21 protein-coding genes are annotated in these 14947 nt (G+C 68.3%); all 21 read right to left on the bottom strand.

The features are described 5' to 3' along the window. Entirely contained in the window at positions 1-417 is a 417-nt protein-coding gene (locus tag ABFO07_RS01685) for a phage tail assembly protein (RefSeq protein ID WP_081081525.1), read from the bottom strand. 71 nt (positions 418-488) lie between these two features. Further along, positions 489-998, bottom strand: coding sequence for a phage major tail tube protein (locus tag ABFO07_RS01680; RefSeq protein WP_059563895.1), 510 nt, complete (start codon positions 996-998; stop codon positions 489-491). A gap of 28 nt (positions 999-1026) precedes the next feature. After that, positions 1027-2199: a phage tail sheath protein gene (locus ABFO07_RS01675; protein ID WP_059906837.1), complete on the bottom strand. Its 1173-nt coding sequence runs from the start codon at positions 2197-2199 to the stop codon at positions 1027-1029. A gap of 54 nt (positions 2200-2253) precedes the next feature. Further along, on the bottom strand, positions 2254-2892 hold the full coding sequence (locus ABFO07_RS01670) for a tail fiber assembly protein (protein WP_060351687.1): 639 nt from the start codon (positions 2890-2892) through the stop codon (positions 2254-2256). Between the two features lie 15 nt (positions 2893-2907). Further along, positions 2908-4722 (bottom strand): phage tail protein, encoded by a 1815-nt coding sequence (locus ABFO07_RS01665; RefSeq protein ID WP_347468149.1) that lies wholly within the window; start codon positions 4720-4722, stop codon positions 2908-2910. 6 nt (positions 4723-4728) lie between these two features. Next, positions 4729-5271 carry a phage tail protein I gene (locus ABFO07_RS01660; protein ID WP_059563899.1) on the bottom strand — a complete coding sequence of 181 codons (543 nt, stop codon included), beginning with the start codon at positions 5269-5271 and terminating at the stop codon, positions 4729-4731. Continuing rightward, positions 5264-6178: a baseplate J/gp47 family protein gene (locus ABFO07_RS01655; protein WP_059563900.1), complete on the bottom strand. Its 915-nt coding sequence runs from the start codon at positions 6176-6178 to the stop codon at positions 5264-5266. The genes ABFO07_RS01660 and ABFO07_RS01655 overlap by 8 nt, the downstream gene beginning before the upstream one ends. Then, complete coding sequence (locus tag ABFO07_RS01650; RefSeq protein WP_059563901.1) at positions 6175-6537, bottom strand: GPW/gp25 family protein; 363 nt, start codon at positions 6535-6537, stop codon at positions 6175-6177. Before ABFO07_RS01650 ends, ABFO07_RS01655 begins: the two co-directional genes overlap by 4 nt. Then, on the bottom strand, positions 6534-7220 hold the full coding sequence (locus ABFO07_RS01645) for a phage baseplate assembly protein V (protein ID WP_347468146.1): 687 nt from the start codon (positions 7218-7220) through the stop codon (positions 6534-6536). The genes ABFO07_RS01650 and ABFO07_RS01645 overlap by 4 nt, the downstream gene beginning before the upstream one ends. Positions 7221-7747: 527 nt before the next feature. Beyond that, positions 7748-8191, bottom strand: a complete 444-nt coding sequence (locus tag ABFO07_RS01640) for a phage tail assembly chaperone (protein WP_059804231.1) — start codon at positions 8189-8191, stop codon at positions 7748-7750. A gap of 3 nt (positions 8192-8194) precedes the next feature. Beyond that, entirely contained in the window at positions 8195-9244 is a 1050-nt protein-coding gene (locus ABFO07_RS01635; RefSeq protein WP_155631768.1) for a gp53-like domain-containing protein, read from the bottom strand. Continuing rightward, positions 9241-9807, bottom strand: a complete 567-nt coding sequence (locus ABFO07_RS01630; RefSeq protein ID WP_347468144.1) for a phage tail protein I — start codon at positions 9805-9807, stop codon at positions 9241-9243. Before ABFO07_RS01630 ends, ABFO07_RS01635 begins: the two co-directional genes overlap by 4 nt. Next, positions 9800-10711: a baseplate J/gp47 family protein gene (locus tag ABFO07_RS01625; protein ID WP_059563906.1), complete on the bottom strand. Its 912-nt coding sequence runs from the start codon at positions 10709-10711 to the stop codon at positions 9800-9802. Before ABFO07_RS01625 ends, ABFO07_RS01630 begins: the two co-directional genes overlap by 8 nt. Then, positions 10708-11163: a phage tail protein gene (locus tag ABFO07_RS01620; RefSeq protein ID WP_059804243.1), complete on the bottom strand. Its 456-nt coding sequence runs from the start codon at positions 11161-11163 to the stop codon at positions 10708-10710. The genes ABFO07_RS01625 and ABFO07_RS01620 overlap by 4 nt, the downstream gene beginning before the upstream one ends. Continuing rightward, positions 11156-11404, bottom strand: a complete 249-nt coding sequence (gene lysC, locus ABFO07_RS01615) for an Rz1-like lysis system protein LysC (RefSeq protein ID WP_230944907.1) — start codon at positions 11402-11404, stop codon at positions 11156-11158. Before lysC ends, ABFO07_RS01620 begins: the two co-directional genes overlap by 8 nt. Continuing rightward, on the bottom strand, positions 11289-11729 hold the full coding sequence (gene lysB, locus ABFO07_RS01610; RefSeq protein WP_059804246.1) for an Rz-like lysis system protein LysB: 441 nt from the start codon (positions 11727-11729) through the stop codon (positions 11289-11291). Before lysB ends, lysC begins: the two co-directional genes overlap by 116 nt. Then, a complete protein-coding gene (locus tag ABFO07_RS01605) occupies positions 11726-12568 on the bottom strand; it encodes an N-acetylmuramidase family protein (RefSeq protein ID WP_347468141.1) in 843 nt (280 codons plus the stop codon). Before ABFO07_RS01605 ends, lysB begins: the two co-directional genes overlap by 4 nt. Before the next feature lie 3 nt (positions 12569-12571). Further along, on the bottom strand, positions 12572-12838 hold the full coding sequence (locus ABFO07_RS01600) for a phage holin family protein (RefSeq protein ID WP_059804250.1): 267 nt from the start codon (positions 12836-12838) through the stop codon (positions 12572-12574). Between the two features lies 1 nt (position 12839). Continuing rightward, positions 12840-13184, bottom strand: a complete 345-nt coding sequence (locus tag ABFO07_RS01595; RefSeq protein WP_059563911.1) for a putative holin — start codon at positions 13182-13184, stop codon at positions 12840-12842. Between the two features lie 13 nt (positions 13185-13197). After that, on the bottom strand, positions 13198-13404 hold the full coding sequence (locus ABFO07_RS01590) for a tail protein X (RefSeq protein WP_059563912.1): 207 nt from the start codon (positions 13402-13404) through the stop codon (positions 13198-13200). A gap of 439 nt (positions 13405-13843) precedes the next feature. Then, complete coding sequence (trpS, locus tag ABFO07_RS01585; RefSeq protein ID WP_060017477.1) at positions 13844-14860, bottom strand: tryptophan--tRNA ligase; 1017 nt, start codon at positions 14858-14860, stop codon at positions 13844-13846. Between the last annotated feature and the right edge of the window lie 87 nt (positions 14861-14947).

The raw sequence follows: 14947 nt of genomic DNA, 5'->3' as shown, positions 1-14947 counted from the left end.
CTATGCGGTCTGGGAGGCCAGTCGGGATTTCACGGCCTTCGGCATCAAAAAACCGGCGAAGATGCCCCCCAGTTGCACGAGGTCGGCGGGGTCGATGTTCGCGACATCGGCTTCCGTGAGCATCGGCGTGCTGATGCGCGGCAGCACCTTCGACAGCGCGGCGACGTCGAGGCTGACGAGATCGGACAGCGACACGCCGCGCAGCTCGCCCGCTTTCGGCTTGCGCAGCGTGATCGCGTCGATCGTCTGGTTGCCGCGCACGAGCGGGGTGTCGAGCGTATGCGTGGCCGGATCGTCCTGCGCGGGCGCTGCGGCCACTGCGGCAGGTGCGCTCACGGCGGCGGGTGCGCTCACGGCGGCGGGTGCGGCGGCCTGCAGGTCGGTCACGGCCGGGTCGTCGGATTGAATCGGGTTCATGGTGGTCCTGTCGGATAAGAAGGGGGTGACGCGGGTTCAGGCCCGGCCGGTGGAGCCGGCCGGGCGCGGGATTACAGGCCGATCGCCTTGCGCAGTGCCGAGAACAGGTCGTTGCCGTTGACCTTCTCGACCATGTTGATGAAGTCGATCTCGATCAGGTCCTCGCCGTTGACGGACAGCTTGTAGTAGCTGGCGACGGTCGTGACCTTGAACGCGTTCTCGTCCTTGGTCTTCGCCGTGCCCATGTCGATCACGCTGTGACGGCCCTTGATGATGATTTCGATCGCGTCGACGCTGGTCGAATCCGCGGCCTGGTAGCCGCCGGCGAAGCGCAGCAGCACGCCGTCGTGCTTCGTGATCGCGTACTGGCTGAGCACCGAGCGCATGAAGCCGCCGCAGGTCCATTCGATCTGGATCGCTTCCTGGCCCATGTCGATCTTGATCGGGCCGTTCATGCCGCCGGCCTGATAGTCCTCCATCTTGCGCGTGAGCTTCGGCAGCGTGACGTCGACAACCTGGCCGACGAAGTTCTCGCCGTTCTGGAACAGGTTGAATCCCTTGAGTTTGCGAGGCATACCCATTGTGTGTGACTCCTGGTGAGGCCGGACGTCAGGCGCTGACGCGCGTGGCGAAATCGGCGAGATAGCGGTCGGTGATGCGCTGGCGCAGCATCAGGTTTTCGAGCGGCGGCACCGGCGTGTATTCGTAGTCGATGTACGCCTTGCCGGACTTCAGCACGTCGGTGGTGTTCGGCTCCGGGTCGTACCAGGCCGAGCCGCCGATCAGGTAGCCCTGCGACGTCCATTCACGGAACTTGCCGTTGATGGTCTCGATGATGTCGCGCGGCAGCGACGGGTTGAGCGGGCCGTCGATGATCGTCATCTGCGCTTCGGCGATCGAATCGGCGATCACGTGCGCGGTGCGCGTGTAGTTCTCGAACGCGAACAGCGGATCGTCCGAGCACGTGCGCGAGCCCCAGAAGCGGAAGCCGTTGCGGTTCACGAGCGTGGTGACGTCCTGCTCGTTCAGGAAGCCCGCGTCGGTCGCCGGATCCTGCAGATCCCACGACACGTCCGCGCTGATGCCCGTCACGCCGTTCACGCCGACGTTCGACAGCGTCTTGTGCCAGCCCGTGTCGTTGTCGATCTTCGCGCGCAGGCCCGCGGCGTACGCGGTGGCCGGCACGACGACGGTCGAGTTGGTCGTGTCGTCCCACGCAAGGAAGTCCGGCCAGATCACCATGATTTCGCGCTGGCTGAACTGCTTGCGATATGCAACGGCTTCTTCCTTCGTCTTGGCGCCGTTGGCCGACACGTACGCGAACGCGCGCAGCGATTGCGCGATCGACGCGAACGCGGCGGCGACCGGCTGCGTGTCGAGGCCCGGCGCCGCGAGGATGCGCGGCTTCACGCCGAAGCGCGCCTGCGCGGTGAGCAGCGCCTTCATGCCGGTGTACTTGCCGTCGGCGGTGACGGCGCCGATCACGTTGGTGTTCGTTTCGGCGGCGTCCTTGCCTTCGGCGACGCGCACGACGATCGTGACGGGCTTGGTCTGTCGGCCGATCGCGTCGAGCGTGCGGCGCAGCGTGCCTTTCTTGCCGGCCTTGCCGAGCGCGGCGACGACGTTGGTCAGGAGGACCGGCGTGTTGAGCGGGAAGGCGGCGGCGTCGGCGTCGTCGGCCGTGCAGACGATGCCGACGACGGCCGTCGAGATCGTGCGGATCGGACGGCTGCCTTCGTTGATTTCGATGACGCGTACGCCGTGGTGGTAATCCTGCGGCATGGTGTGCGACTCCTATGTGGTCAAGTGAGAGAAACGGGAGGATTCCCGGGCGGATCAGGCCGCGCTATCCGCGACCGGAACTGCGGGTGTGGCTGGCTCGGCGGGCGGGGCAGGCGGAGGCGGCACGTACGGCGCCGGCGTGGCGGGCCACGTCACGGCATCCGGGAACGTCTCCGCCTGGATCGCCGAGACGAGTGCCATCTGGTACGCCGACCAGGCCTTGAAGTAGTAGATGCCTTCGTCGTCGAGCAGGCCCGCGGCGTAGGCATCGGCCTTGCCGACGTTCGCCTTGCGCGCGGTTTCGAGCCGTCGTTCGAACTCGGCCATAGCCGCGGCGCGCTTCTCCTGCTCGATCAGCTCGGGCGGGACGGTCCAGGCGCCGTTGATCCATGCGTGGCGCGGCGACGGGCGCGGCTCGGTGGTCAGCCCGAGTTCGTCGGGGGTCTTGCCCGCGACGGTGATTTCGACGGGCTCGCCGGTATCGGTGCGATAGCAGACACGGCCACGAAAGTCCGGCAGGAGGATCCACGCGTCGTCGCGATAGAACGGCCAGGTGGTCGGCGTGCGCGGCGGCGGCGCGTCGACAGTTGCCCATGCGGGGATGAGCCAGCGTTGGTCGTTGCGCGGGTCGGCATCGGCCTGGCTGCTGCTCAGGTATTCGCCGGTCGACTGACTGTAGTGGTGAATCAGCATGGTTCGGTATCCAGGTTAATAGGCGCGGATCATGGCGAGCAGCGCGACGTTGCGGGGGCGCGCTTCGTTGATGCCGTCAGCGTTGATGGTGATGGCGTGGCTGTGGCGGCCTGCCGCGCCGATGCCGACGTTGTGACCGTGGTTTCCGCTTCCATCGGTCCCGAACGGCGGGCCGCCGCCGGCATCACTCATTTCGGCTCCGTTTGATCCATTGACCGGACTGCCGGCGGACGTTATGAGTGCGTGTCGAGAGATCGTGTGACCGTGCCAGCCCTGCACGTCTGTCCACGCCGAGTGGGCGTGATCGCCGACTTCACTCGCACTTGCGCCGTGGGCGTGCCATCGGTTCGCGCTGTCCTGCCACGAGCCGATCGCGCGATTTGTGTCGGTACCGCGGGCATCGTCCCAACACCGGACGAACTCGCCGCGCATCTCAGGGAGACGGAAATTCGTCGAGCCATCGCCGGTCGAGAAGCAGCCCGAACGACCGTTCACCCAATCCTGTTCCGATACGAGCGCGCCGCTCGCCTGCGCATACGCCCACAGACGCGGATAGTCCGCGCGGTTCACGAGCGTGCCGTTCGCCTTCAGAAAGCCGGCTCGTACCGTCGTGCGAGGTTCGAAGACGATCTGACCGACCAACGCGGTCAGCACGGCGTCTGCCACAAACTGCGCCGGATTGAGGTTGGCGCTGTCCCAGGGGGTTGCGCCGGCGAAGGTCGGCCGCTTCGTGAAGTTCGCTACCTGCGTCGTCCGCGAAATATCCAGCACGCGGCTTTGCGTCGTGCCGTCGTCGGCGAATGCAGAGACCGCGAAGTCGTCTGCATCCGACTTACCGAGCGTCCAGCGATTCTTGCCACCGTTTTTGAGGTATAGCGTGGACCAGCTCGCGCCATTGTCGATAGCCAAATAGCCCGCCGACGCCCAGCCGAACTTTGCCCCGCCACTTACCTGGAGCAGATTCGAGCCGTCATCGCTGACGTCGCCGACCAGCACGCGACCGCCGTACGTGACACGCACGGCGCGCGCCTGGTTCGCATCGGTCTCGGGATCGTTGGCGGTCTTGTTGAGCCACAGATCGACGTATTCGCGCCCCCATGCCCCGTTGTCGAAGCCTGCCCGCACCGTCGCGACCAGACGCGTGCCGGTATCGGCGTTGTTGGCGCCGAACGTGCCGTGCAGGCGCACGCGGCTTTCCCGGCCGGTCTTGCCGGACGGCGGGCGAACGGTGACGTGCGCGGTGTCCGGACCTGCATCGAACTCGGTGACGACCGGGCCTGTGAACTTCGCGCCGGTCAGTGCCGCGTACCGCGACGCGGCGGTCTTCGGCGTCAGCACGCGTGTCTCGTCGGCGCCGTTGTTCACCTCCGTCTGCGTCGCCAGCTCGACCACCCCCTGCCGCTCGGTCGTCGCCGGCGGGTTCAGGAACGACGCATCGCCGAACACGAGCTGCGTCGCATCGATCGTCGCGAACTGCATGTCGGTCGACAGCAGCAGCAGCGCGGCCGGCGACTTCTCCATGATCGGCGTCGCCTGGCCGTAGGCGGCCAGCAGCACACCGTTCTCGAGGTAGAGGCCGAACCCGTACAGCGAGTACTGGTCCGCCGTGTCGTCCTTCAGCGTCGCGTGGATCGTGTCCGGCGCGATGTTGGCGCCGCCGAACGTCGTGACGCGCTTCAGCTCGTTCGGCAGCTTCACGAGCCCCTTGTCGGCGACGAACGGCGCGTTCGCCAGGCCGATTTCCACGACCTGGTGGGCGCTGGTGCCGCCGTTGCCGGGTGCGACCAGCGCTGCGCGGCCGGCGTCGGTGATGATGATCTGGGTTGCCATGTGCGGTCAGTAGTCGGTGAGGTTCAGGCGGCGATAGGCCGCCACGCGTGCGGCGGCGCCCACGCGTTGCCGGCCCCGCATCGCGAAGCCCTGCGTGAACGTGTAGTGCGCCCGTACCGGCTTGGTCCGGTCGATTTCCGCGAGGATGTCGGCGACGTATTCGGCGGTCGGCGGTTCGCCCTCCTGGCCGCTGACCGTCATCACGATGTCGAACGTGCCGGGCCGGCCCGGCGGGTTCTGCTCGAACCATTCGCGCAGCACGAGGTTGCCGCCGAAGGTCGCGACGACGTCGCGCACGGCCGCGGCGGTGCCCTTGCGGCGCGCGATCGGAATCGCCTCGCGGACGCGCGCGCGCTTCACGTGCTCGGGCCAGTAGCCCTTCCACGCGTCGACGCCGAGGTGCCACGCAAGCCACGGCAGCAGGTCGAGCCGGATCGCGTCGGGGTTCATCAGCGTCGCGAGCGGCGTGCGCACGTCGTCGATGCGGGCGTTCACGGCCGCGAGCTTGCGCTCGAGCCGGGTCGCGTTCGGCGGCAGGATGTCATTCATTGCCGTACACCCCGCCGTCGATCAGCTCGATCCCGGTGCAGTAGGGCGCCTGCTGCCTGGTCGCCGGAATGCCGGCGAGCGGGCTTTCGAGGATCACCTTCTGCACGCCCGCCGCGCGGGCGGCCGCGTAGATGCCGTCCAGCGTGACTTCCATGCCGAGCCGGTGCATGTCGTCCGCGTACTTGCGCATCGCCTTGTTGGCCTGCGCGAGCGCGACAGCGCGATCGGGGCCGGCGAAGAACACCAGGCGCGCGCGGATCGCGTAGCGCAGCACCTCCGCGCCGCGCACCGTCACCTTGTCGGTGAGCGGGCGCACGTCGTCGGCCTGCAGCGCGGCCGTCACGGCCTTGAGCAGCGCAGGATCCGCGGTGCCGTCGCCGCCGCGCGCGAGCACCGTGACGAGCACTTCGCACGGCGCGGGGCTGACCGCCGACGCGTCGAGCACGCCACCGTCCGCATTGCGCGCGTGCGACACGTATGCGCCCTCGGGGCCGGCGACGGAGAAGCGCTGCGGCGCGAGCTGCGTGCGGGCGCGCAGATCGGTGTCGCTTTCCATGACGGCCTCGATGTCGTGCTCCGGATCGGCGGGCGTGATCGTCAGGCGTTCGATGCCGAACAGTGCCGCGAGATTGTCGAGGTCGCGGCCCGTTGCGTACGCGAGCATCACCGCGCGCGCCGCGTCGTTTACGCGCTGGCGCAGCACGAGCTCGCGGTAGGCGTTCTCCTGCAGCAGCCGCACCATCGGCTCCGATTCGAGCGCGAGCGTGGCGGCGATCTCCGCTTGTTCGTCCGCCGGGTACAGCGCGACGAGCCGCGCCTTGCGCTCGGCGAGCAGCGCTTCGTAGGCGAGCGTCTCGACGACGTCGGGCGACGGCAGCTGCGACAGGTCGATCGGGGTCACGCTCATGCCGCGCTCCCGTGTGCGACCGGCACGCGCGTCGACACGGCCGCGCCGCTCTCGCTCGTCCAGCCTTCGATGTCGAGATAGACCGTGCCGGATGCCGCGTCCGCGTCGTCGGACGAGAGCACGACGCGGGTGAGCGTGAGGCGCGGCTCCCAGCGCATCAGCGCGGTCGCGATCGCCGCGTACAGGCGCGTGCGCACCGCGCCGTTGCCCGGCGCATCGATCAGGTCGGGCAGCTCGGAGCCGAACGTGCGGCGCATCACGCACGACGCGAGCGGCGTCGTCACGATCTTGCCGATCGACTGGTAGAAGTGGCCGAGGCCCGAGATCGAGCGGCCGGTGTTTGCGTTCATGCCTTTCATTGCGGTTCGCTCACCAGTTGTCCATCGCCTTGTTCGCGGTGCTTGTGATGCGGCAGGCTGATGCCTTGCGACGTCACTTCGCGCGTGAAGGTGGCCGCGCCGTCGATCTGCATCGTGGCGCCGCCGCCCGCACCGCCCGTGCCGGTCATGCCGGCTTCGAACGCGAACGGGCCCTTGACCGTCATCGCGCCGGTGCAGGTCGTCTGCTGCGCATCGAGCGTGATGGTCTCGGCCTGCACGGTCGCGGCCTTGGTCTGCACGACGATCGATTCGGGCGCGACGACGAGCACGGTCGCGCCGGCCGGCAGCGAGGCCTTCAGCGCATGCGCGGCGTGGTCGTATTCGATCGATGCGCCGTCGGGGTAGACGCGCGTGTGCGTGTCGGGGCTCGATGCCGGCGCAGGTGCGGCGTCGGAAAAGAGGCCGCGCAGCGCGACGCCTTGCGCCGGATCGCCCATCGGGCAGAGCAGGACGACCTGCTCGCCGACGCTCGGCGGCAGCCAGTCGCGCGTCGTGCCGGCCGCGCAGGCGATCCACGGAATCCAGTTGGTCTGCAGGCCGCCGCCGTCGGTGTCGGGGTCGCCCACCGAGACGCGGCACAACGCGCGCGCATGGTTGATCGCGAGGATCGTTCCCTTGCGCACCGCGTTGCGTGCCTGCCGTTGAGTTTCGTTAGCGTCCATGGGGTCAATGGTGCCGGGGGGAGGCGTGGGGGGCGAGTGATGGCGTGTGTGGTGGAGGTGAGGACGGAAGGGGGAGGCGTGGGTGGTGATGCGTGTCGAGAGTCGCAAATCGAGCGATGGGATGACCGATGTCGTCTCTGCGTTCGACACGGCATCTCGTTCGATGGGTTACGTGGACCACCGGGCCGACGTTTCGCGGAATCGGGGTGGGGGCGCAGGACGTCGGGACGCGTAGCGCGGTGGTCTTGATGTGTGCAGCAGTCCCGGTTCATTGCGTTGGTGCGTCGTGACGCATGGGCGTGGCACGGCATGTCGGCGCCGACGTATTCACCCGAAATGGCGAGTGACAGGGAAGCTGATCGAGCCCGCACGCGAAATCGTTCGGCATAGCGTGCCGAACTGGCCGGGCGTGGCGAATACGTTGGTCGGAAGGACCGACGTGTTGGGAGGGAGTGCGAAGGCGTCGTCGGCGATGCCGACGACGGCCGTCGGGGTGATGCGGATCGGGGTGGCGGGAGCGGTGGCGCTTAAGCCATCTCGGCCACGAAATCTGGCGCAGGCGGAAGGGCGACGTAGGGCCACCCGTCCGCATCGCTGAGATTGCGCAGTTCTTGACGATATTTGATGAGCGCCGAGAACTGTGCAGCCGTCAGCGTCGTGCCGTTGGCGATCAGCTTTTCGTCCTGGTGACGCGATACGAGCCAGTCGGTCGCGCTCATTGCCGAGTCGCGCTTTCCGCGTATGGATGCTGCCACGTCGTCACGTGTCGGCGCTGGTGGGTCGATCAGCACCGGACGCATATTCACGTCCAGTGTTCCCAGCTTCCCGCGTGAATGACCGACGATCAATTCACGCCACTCGTCGTCCGTAATGTCGACGACGTTTGCGCCCGGTGGGGCGGGACTGTCGACCGTATCGTAGAAGGCAACGATTCTGCTTTTCGCGTCGTATGCCGCTTGCTTTTGTCCCATGCCTTAAATCCCCCAAGCAATCCACGAGCCGCCAATGGGCCCGCTTGGCCAGTTATTGACGATGTTGATGGTCGAGCGCGTGCGCGCACCGGCCGTCCATCGGTATTGAGTCCCATTCGCCGCAGGATCGTCCGCTGCGCACGCTACGCCGAAGTTCGCGTTTGGAAAGGTGATCGGCAGAGGAACAGTTAGAAGCGAACTTGCTTGAACGGCGGTATAGCCCCACTGGAGAATCAATCCGCTCGGCAGCTTCTGATAACCGTTGGGCGAGAGGCTTGCGCCAAACCCAGCCGAATACCGCAAGTTCGCCGTTGTCACTTCGATATTGATGTTTGACGCGTCGACGACGAACGAGATCGCGTCACCGGGATTCAGCGTGATGGTCGGGTCCATCATCCTTGTCACGGCGACAAACTTCGCCGATCCGTTGATCGCCAACGTCGTCGGTCCTGCAGCGGTGTAGTTGGCGTAGACGATCATCCGCACGCCGTCCTTCAGTTCCGCGAAGTTGATCGTCTGGGTCGTGCCGGGCGCCAGGACATACACCTGCATGCCGGCTTGTGCTGCGCCCAATATCCCGCTGGTCGAGGTCGTGTAGCTGCCGCGCATGTTGCCAAGCGATGCCTGCACGAACGCTGTCGACGCCAGCTTTGTGCTGCTGTCGAACTGCGCCGGCGTCGTCCCCTTCGCCACCCCCGTAAAAACCGGCGACTCAATCGGCGCCTTCTGCGCCAACGCATTCGTCACCGTCGTCGCGAAGCTCGGATCATTGCCGAGCGCGTTCGCCAGCTCCCTGAGCGTATTGAGCGCCTCGGGCGACTGATCGACGAGCGCCGCCACCTTCTGCGCGAGATCCGCTTTCGTCGCGTATTGCGGATACGGATCGACGGCGCCCTCGTGCGCCTCCTGCCTGTCCTTCAAAAACCGCGTCCGATTCGCCAGCTGCCGCAGCGGCACGTTATCGATCCCGTCCGGCCCACCCTCCACCGGGTCGGACGTTTCGAACTGACGAATACCGGGCGTCCAGCTCGAGCTTTCGACCAGATCAGTCATGCGTTGATACTCCCTCTGTTGTACTGGCCATCGCGGCGTGCGAAGCCGTTGTAGCGAATCGGTGCCTCGCGATAGTCGAGCGACGCGAGCATCGAGCGTCGCGGCGCGTAGCGTTCGAGCACCGCCTTCAGGTTGTCCGCCTGGTCGCGGGTGATCGGCCGCGACAGCTTGACGATGTATTCCGCCCACGCCGTTTCGCGGCCGTGCACGTAGTCGCCGTTGTACCGGGCCGAGCCGTCGCGACGCCGCACGCGCCGGCCTTCGACGATCGTCACCTCGCCGAAGCCGAGCCGGCGGATCACTTCGCGAATGGCCCACGGCGTGCCGCGCTTCTGGTGCAGCGCGATCGCCGAGCGGATCAGCGCGCGGCGCGCGTCGTCCGACTCGGCGAGCTCCCACCCGTCGACCGACACCTCGGCCGCGAGATACGGCAGCAACGCCGCCGGGCAGTCGTCCGGGTTCCAGTAGCCGCGCACCGGCACCGACAGGTCGACGCTCGCGGCGAGCGCCGTCGCGGCGCGCCGCTCGAGCGGCGTCGCGTTCGGCGGCAGCAGCTCAGACATAGATGCCGCCGTACTCGATGACGACGTCGACGCAGAACGACGCCTGGGTCGGGCCGATCGGCAGGTCGCCGGCCGGCTCGATCAGCTCCGTCCTCGACAGCCCGGCGGCCTGGCAGACCCCCTTGATCGCCGATTCCGCGACGCCGACGCCGAGGCGGCGCACCTTGTCCGCATACGCGCGGGCGTTTTTCGTCGCCTGCGCGATCAGCACGTCGGCGCCGACCGCCGAGCGCGTGTAGCCTTTCGCGCGGATCCGGTAGCGGACGATCTCCGCGGGCCGCGCGAGCACGGTGTCGTTCAGCGGCCGTTGATCCTCCGCCGCGAGCGCGGCTTCGACCTTGCGGCAGAGCGCGTCGTCGGCGGTGCCGTCGCCGTCGCGCGACAGCAGCGTGACGAGCACGTCGCCCGGCTGCGGGCGCGTGGCCTTCGCATCGAGCAGGCGGCCGTCGACGGCGAGCGCCTTCGACTCGTACGCGGCGGACGGGCCGGCCACGCTGAAGCCCTGCGGCGCGAGCTGGATGCGACGGCGCAGCGCGTCGTCGTCCTCGTAGACGGCCGGAATGTCGTTGGCCGGGTCGGCGGGCGTGACGACGAGCCGCTGGATCCCGAACAGCGCCGCGCGCTGGTCGAGGTCGCTGCCTTGCGCATACGCGAGCATCACGGCGCGCACGGCATCGTTGATGCGCTGGCGCATCACGAGCTCGCGATAGCAGTTCTCCTGCAGCAGGCGCGCGAGCGGCTCGGATTCGAGCGCCACCGTCGCGGCGATTTCCGCCTGCTCCGGCGTCGGCCAGAGCGCGATCAGCGCGGCCTTGCGGCGCGCATACAGCGTTTCGAAATCGAGTGCGTCGAGCGCATCGGGCACCGGCAGGCTCGACAGGTCGATGAGCGCGGACGTCGTCATGCGGCGCCTCGCTGCGGCATGGCCACCCACGTCAGCGTGTCGTGCGCATCGACCTGCGTATCGTCGACGTGCGTGACGACGCGCTGGCCGTCCGGCCCGGTGGTCACGACGACGCTTTCCGTCAACGCGAGCCGGATCGACAGGTCGGTCGCGGCCGGTTCGCGCGCGATCGCCTCGAAGACGATGCCGCTCGCCTGCGCCGCGGGGTTGGTCACGAGATCGGGCTGGTTCGCGCGCACCCAGTCGACCAGCGCGACGAATACGGGATCCGTGTCGCCCGTGAAATCCGTGACGAGCACGCGCGCGACGTACCGGTATTCGAATGACGCGGACAGGGTGCCGGTCGCGGCGATCGTGCCTTGCTCGATGCGCACGGTCAGCTTGTCCGGCGTGGCGCCGAGCGCGGGAACCGCGGCGACGAGCGCGCGCCGCAGGCTGTCGGGCTTATTCATGGGGGCGTGCCTCCGTATTGGCTTGCATGGCCGGCCGTGCGCTGGCCTGGCACGCCGCGATCATGTCGACCCGGGCCGCACACGTCGCCCACGCGGCCGTCACGCTCGTGAGCGCCGCGTCGAGATCACCGTTGGTGCGCGGCGCGAGCGCCGGCAGCGTGCACGGGCTCACCGTCTGGCACGCGTTCGACGTAATCGTCGGCGCCGGTGAGAGCGGGATGGGTTTGCAGGCGGACAACATCGTCAGGCAAAGGAGCGTCAGCCCAGGCGCGAAGCGCGGCGTTTTCATCGGTCAATCTCCGGTTTTCAAGGCGAACGGCATCGAGCTTCGACGCGATCGCGGTTTGCGTGCGGTCGAGCCGCGCCTGCTGTCGGGCCCGGTCGGCGGCGTCCTGCTGCAGGCGCTCGATCGCGGTGTCACGCGCGGCGAGCGCCTGCTGCGCGCCGGCGAGCTGCTGTCGGGATGTCGCCAGATCGGCGTGCAGCGCGCGCACGTACAGCACGGCGGCGACGCAGGCGGCAAGCGCGATCAGGCCCGCGGCGAGCTTCACGGCGAGTGCGCTCATGCGGCGGCCGCGTCGTCGTCCGGCCCGGCGCTCGCCGCCGCAAGCGGCTGCTGCGACGCATACCGGCCGTACGCGCGCGCGAGCTTCACGTCGTACAGGTTCGCCGCGTAGTCGGGCCCGTTGTAGCCGCGCGCGAACGCGGCCCAGTTGCGCGCGCGCAGCGCGGCGAGCAGCGCGTTGTCCGCGGCGACGAAGCGCACGAATGCGTCGAGGTGTTCCGCTTCGCCGCTTTCCATGCGCGCGACGAACTCGTCGACGCTTGCGTAGCCGAGGCGCTGCCAGTGGCAGCCCATCACCTGGAACGCGCCCCAGCTCGCGGATTCCCAGGCCGCGCCGGCGTCGGTCTGTTCGGCCGCGGCGAGGCGCGTGTACTCGGCGACGCCGCCGCGATAGCCGCCGCGCGCAGTCGACACGATGTCGGGCTGGCGGGCCGCGAGCGGCGCCGGATCGATGCCGCGCGCCTGCAGGCGTTTCCAGAACACGTGGCGCTCGAACAGGATCGCCGGCCGGCCGTCGGGCAGGAAGCCGGCGCCGCGCGATTCGACTTCGTTCACCGCGCGAATGCACGCGAGCGGGACGGCGAGCGTGCGGGCCGCGCGTTCGAGGTCGGCGATGCCGAGGTGCTGCGGATCGCGCTGGCCGGTGGCGAGCGCGGCGTAGGTCTTGGGGCCGGCGATCCCGTCGTCGACGAGCCCGGTCTTCCGTTGCAGCGCGATCACGGCGGCTTCGGTCGCGTCGTCGTAGACGTGCGTCACCTGCACCGGATAGCCGGCGCGGATCAGCCGGCGTTGCAGCAGGCCCACGTCGTCGCCGTGGTCGCCGAGGCGGCGGCTCTTCATCGTTCATTCGCTCCGCAGAAGACGCGCGACGTTGCCGCGCGTGCCGTATACGAACATCGCCAGCAGCACCGCGGTGGCCGCGTCGAAGAAGCGCACCGATTGCGCATGCAGCACCAGCTCGATCGATGCGCCGCCCGTCACCGCGACGAGCGCCCACGCGACCCACGACGCATGGCGGCGGTGCCGCGCGCCGTTGCGGCGGTAGGTGAGCACGCGCGCGAGCGCGGCGAGGTGCGCGGCGAGTGCGACCAGCGCGAGCGGGAGGTGCATGTCATTCCCCTTTGCGGAACAGCGACAGCAGGTCGAAGGTCTTGACCCGTTCGATCAGCTGCAGCGTGACGGCGATCACGAGCGCGGCCGCGAAGAACCCGGCGACGCCGGTCGAATGGATCGGCGTGGCGTTGACGATTTCCGGCGCGGCGAGGTAGCCCATCACGAGCGAGATCAGCATGTAGGCCGCGCGCCGCGCGGCGCCGATCTCCTTCGACGTGACGACGACGAGCGCGGCGCCCGTGAACGCGCCGATCAGCGCATTGCCGTCGATGCCGGGCGCGAGGCCGGCGAGCCCGATCGCGGTCGACAGCGCGGCGGCGGTGGTGGTGTTGGGTTCGGCCATGGCGGTTCCGGGGTCAGTCAAACAGTTGCAGCAGCGGCTTCGTGCTCGTCACCGTGTCGAGTGCCGGCAGGTAGACGGCCGTGCCGGTCGGCAGCACGACGCCCCGATCGGCGAGCCCGGTGTTCGCCTCGAGCACGGCTTCGACGGTGCCGTCGGTGCGGCCGTAGTAGCGCCAGCACAGCGCGTCGACCGTGTCGCCTTGGAGTGCGCGCACGATCATGGGCGGCTCCGGCGATGCGTGATGGCGCGAGCGTCGATGGCCGCGCGTTCGGGCGCGGCGCTGAAGCCTGTCGATGTCGTGTCGTGTGCCATGGCGAGGTGTCGAGCCGTGAGTCAGTGGAGATGACGCTCATGTTCGACGGTCGTGCGCGATGGCTCAACGCGCGGCGTGCGTCGCCCGCGCGGGGACACAGTGCAGCGCGTGCCCGCGCCGGCAGCGCGTTTTACGCTTCAGCCTGGCGTGTCGCGATCGCGATGGGCGCGGGGCGCGTGCAGCTGGATTGCAGACTGGGTGGGATGGATTGGCCTTGCGCGAGCTTGTGCAGCCTTGGTTTTGCTGTGGGCGTGTGGCGCAGGGCCTTGATAGGCAAGGCGGGGTGGGGCGTACGTAAAACTCCGAAGGCAGGGGTTGCCCACCCTGCCTCCGGCCAATACCACCATCAGCCCCCGAAGTAGCACAGCCCCATCGCACGCTTCACATCCGCGAGCGTCTGCGCAGCCACTTCCCGCGCGCGCAGCGTGCCGCGCTGCAGGATAGCCATCACCTCGCCGCGCTCGTTCTCGAACGCGCGGCGCCGCGTGCGAATCGGTTCGAGCAGCGCCTGCAGCCGCTCGTTCAGCATGCGCTTGACGACGCTGTCGCCGAGCCCGCCGCGGCGATAGTGCGCCTTGAGTTCATCGACCTTCTGCACATCGGGTTCGAACGCATCCAGGAACGCGAACACGACGTTGCCCTCGACCTGGCCCGGGTCGCTCACGCGCAGGTGGTTCGGGTCGGTATACATGTCGTTGACCGCTTTCGTGATCTCGTCCGGCGACGCGCCCAGCGCGATCGCGTTGCCGAGCGACTTGCTCATCTTGGCCTTGCCGTCCGTGCCGGGCAGCCGCGTGACCGACGACAGCACGGCCTCGCATTCGACCAGCACCTGCTGGTCGACCGTATGGTTGAAGCGGCGCACGAGTTCGTTGGTCTGCTCGATCATCGGCAACTGGTCGTCGCCGACGGGCACGTGCGTGGCCCGGAACGCGGTGATGTCGGCCGCCTGGCTGACGGGGTAGGTGAGGAAGCCGGCGGGAATGTCGCGCTCGAAGCCGCGCAGGCGGATTTCTTCCTTGATGGTCGGGTTGCGTTCGAGCCGCGCGACGGTGACGAGGTTGAGCAGGTATTGCGCCAGCTCCGCCAGCTCGGGCACCTGCGACTGGATCAGGATCGTCGACTTCTGCGGATCGATGCCCGCCGCGAGATAGTCGAGCGCGACTTCGACGACGTTGTCAGTGACCTTGCGGTGCCGGCCGACGTTGTCGGTCAGCGCCTGCGTGTCCGCGAGCAGCAGGAATTGCCGCGCCTCGTGCTGCAGCCGCACGCGCGCGCTCAGCGAGCCGATGTAATGGCCGAGGTGCAGCGGGCCGGTCGTGCGGTCGCCGGTGAGGATGACGGGAAGGGGCGTTTGAGTCATGGTCTGGGGCTCCATGGTCAGACACCACCAGCCGCCAGCGCAGAAACGACAATGCCGCCAGGACTGGCGGCATCGCGTTGGGAAAAG

Origin of the sequence: Burkholderia stagnalis (assembly GCF_039848545.1) — a bacterium.
Taxonomy (GTDB): domain Bacteria; phylum Pseudomonadota; class Gammaproteobacteria; order Burkholderiales; family Burkholderiaceae; genus Burkholderia; species Burkholderia stagnalis.
This window is presented reverse-complemented; position numbering and strand designations above follow the sequence as displayed.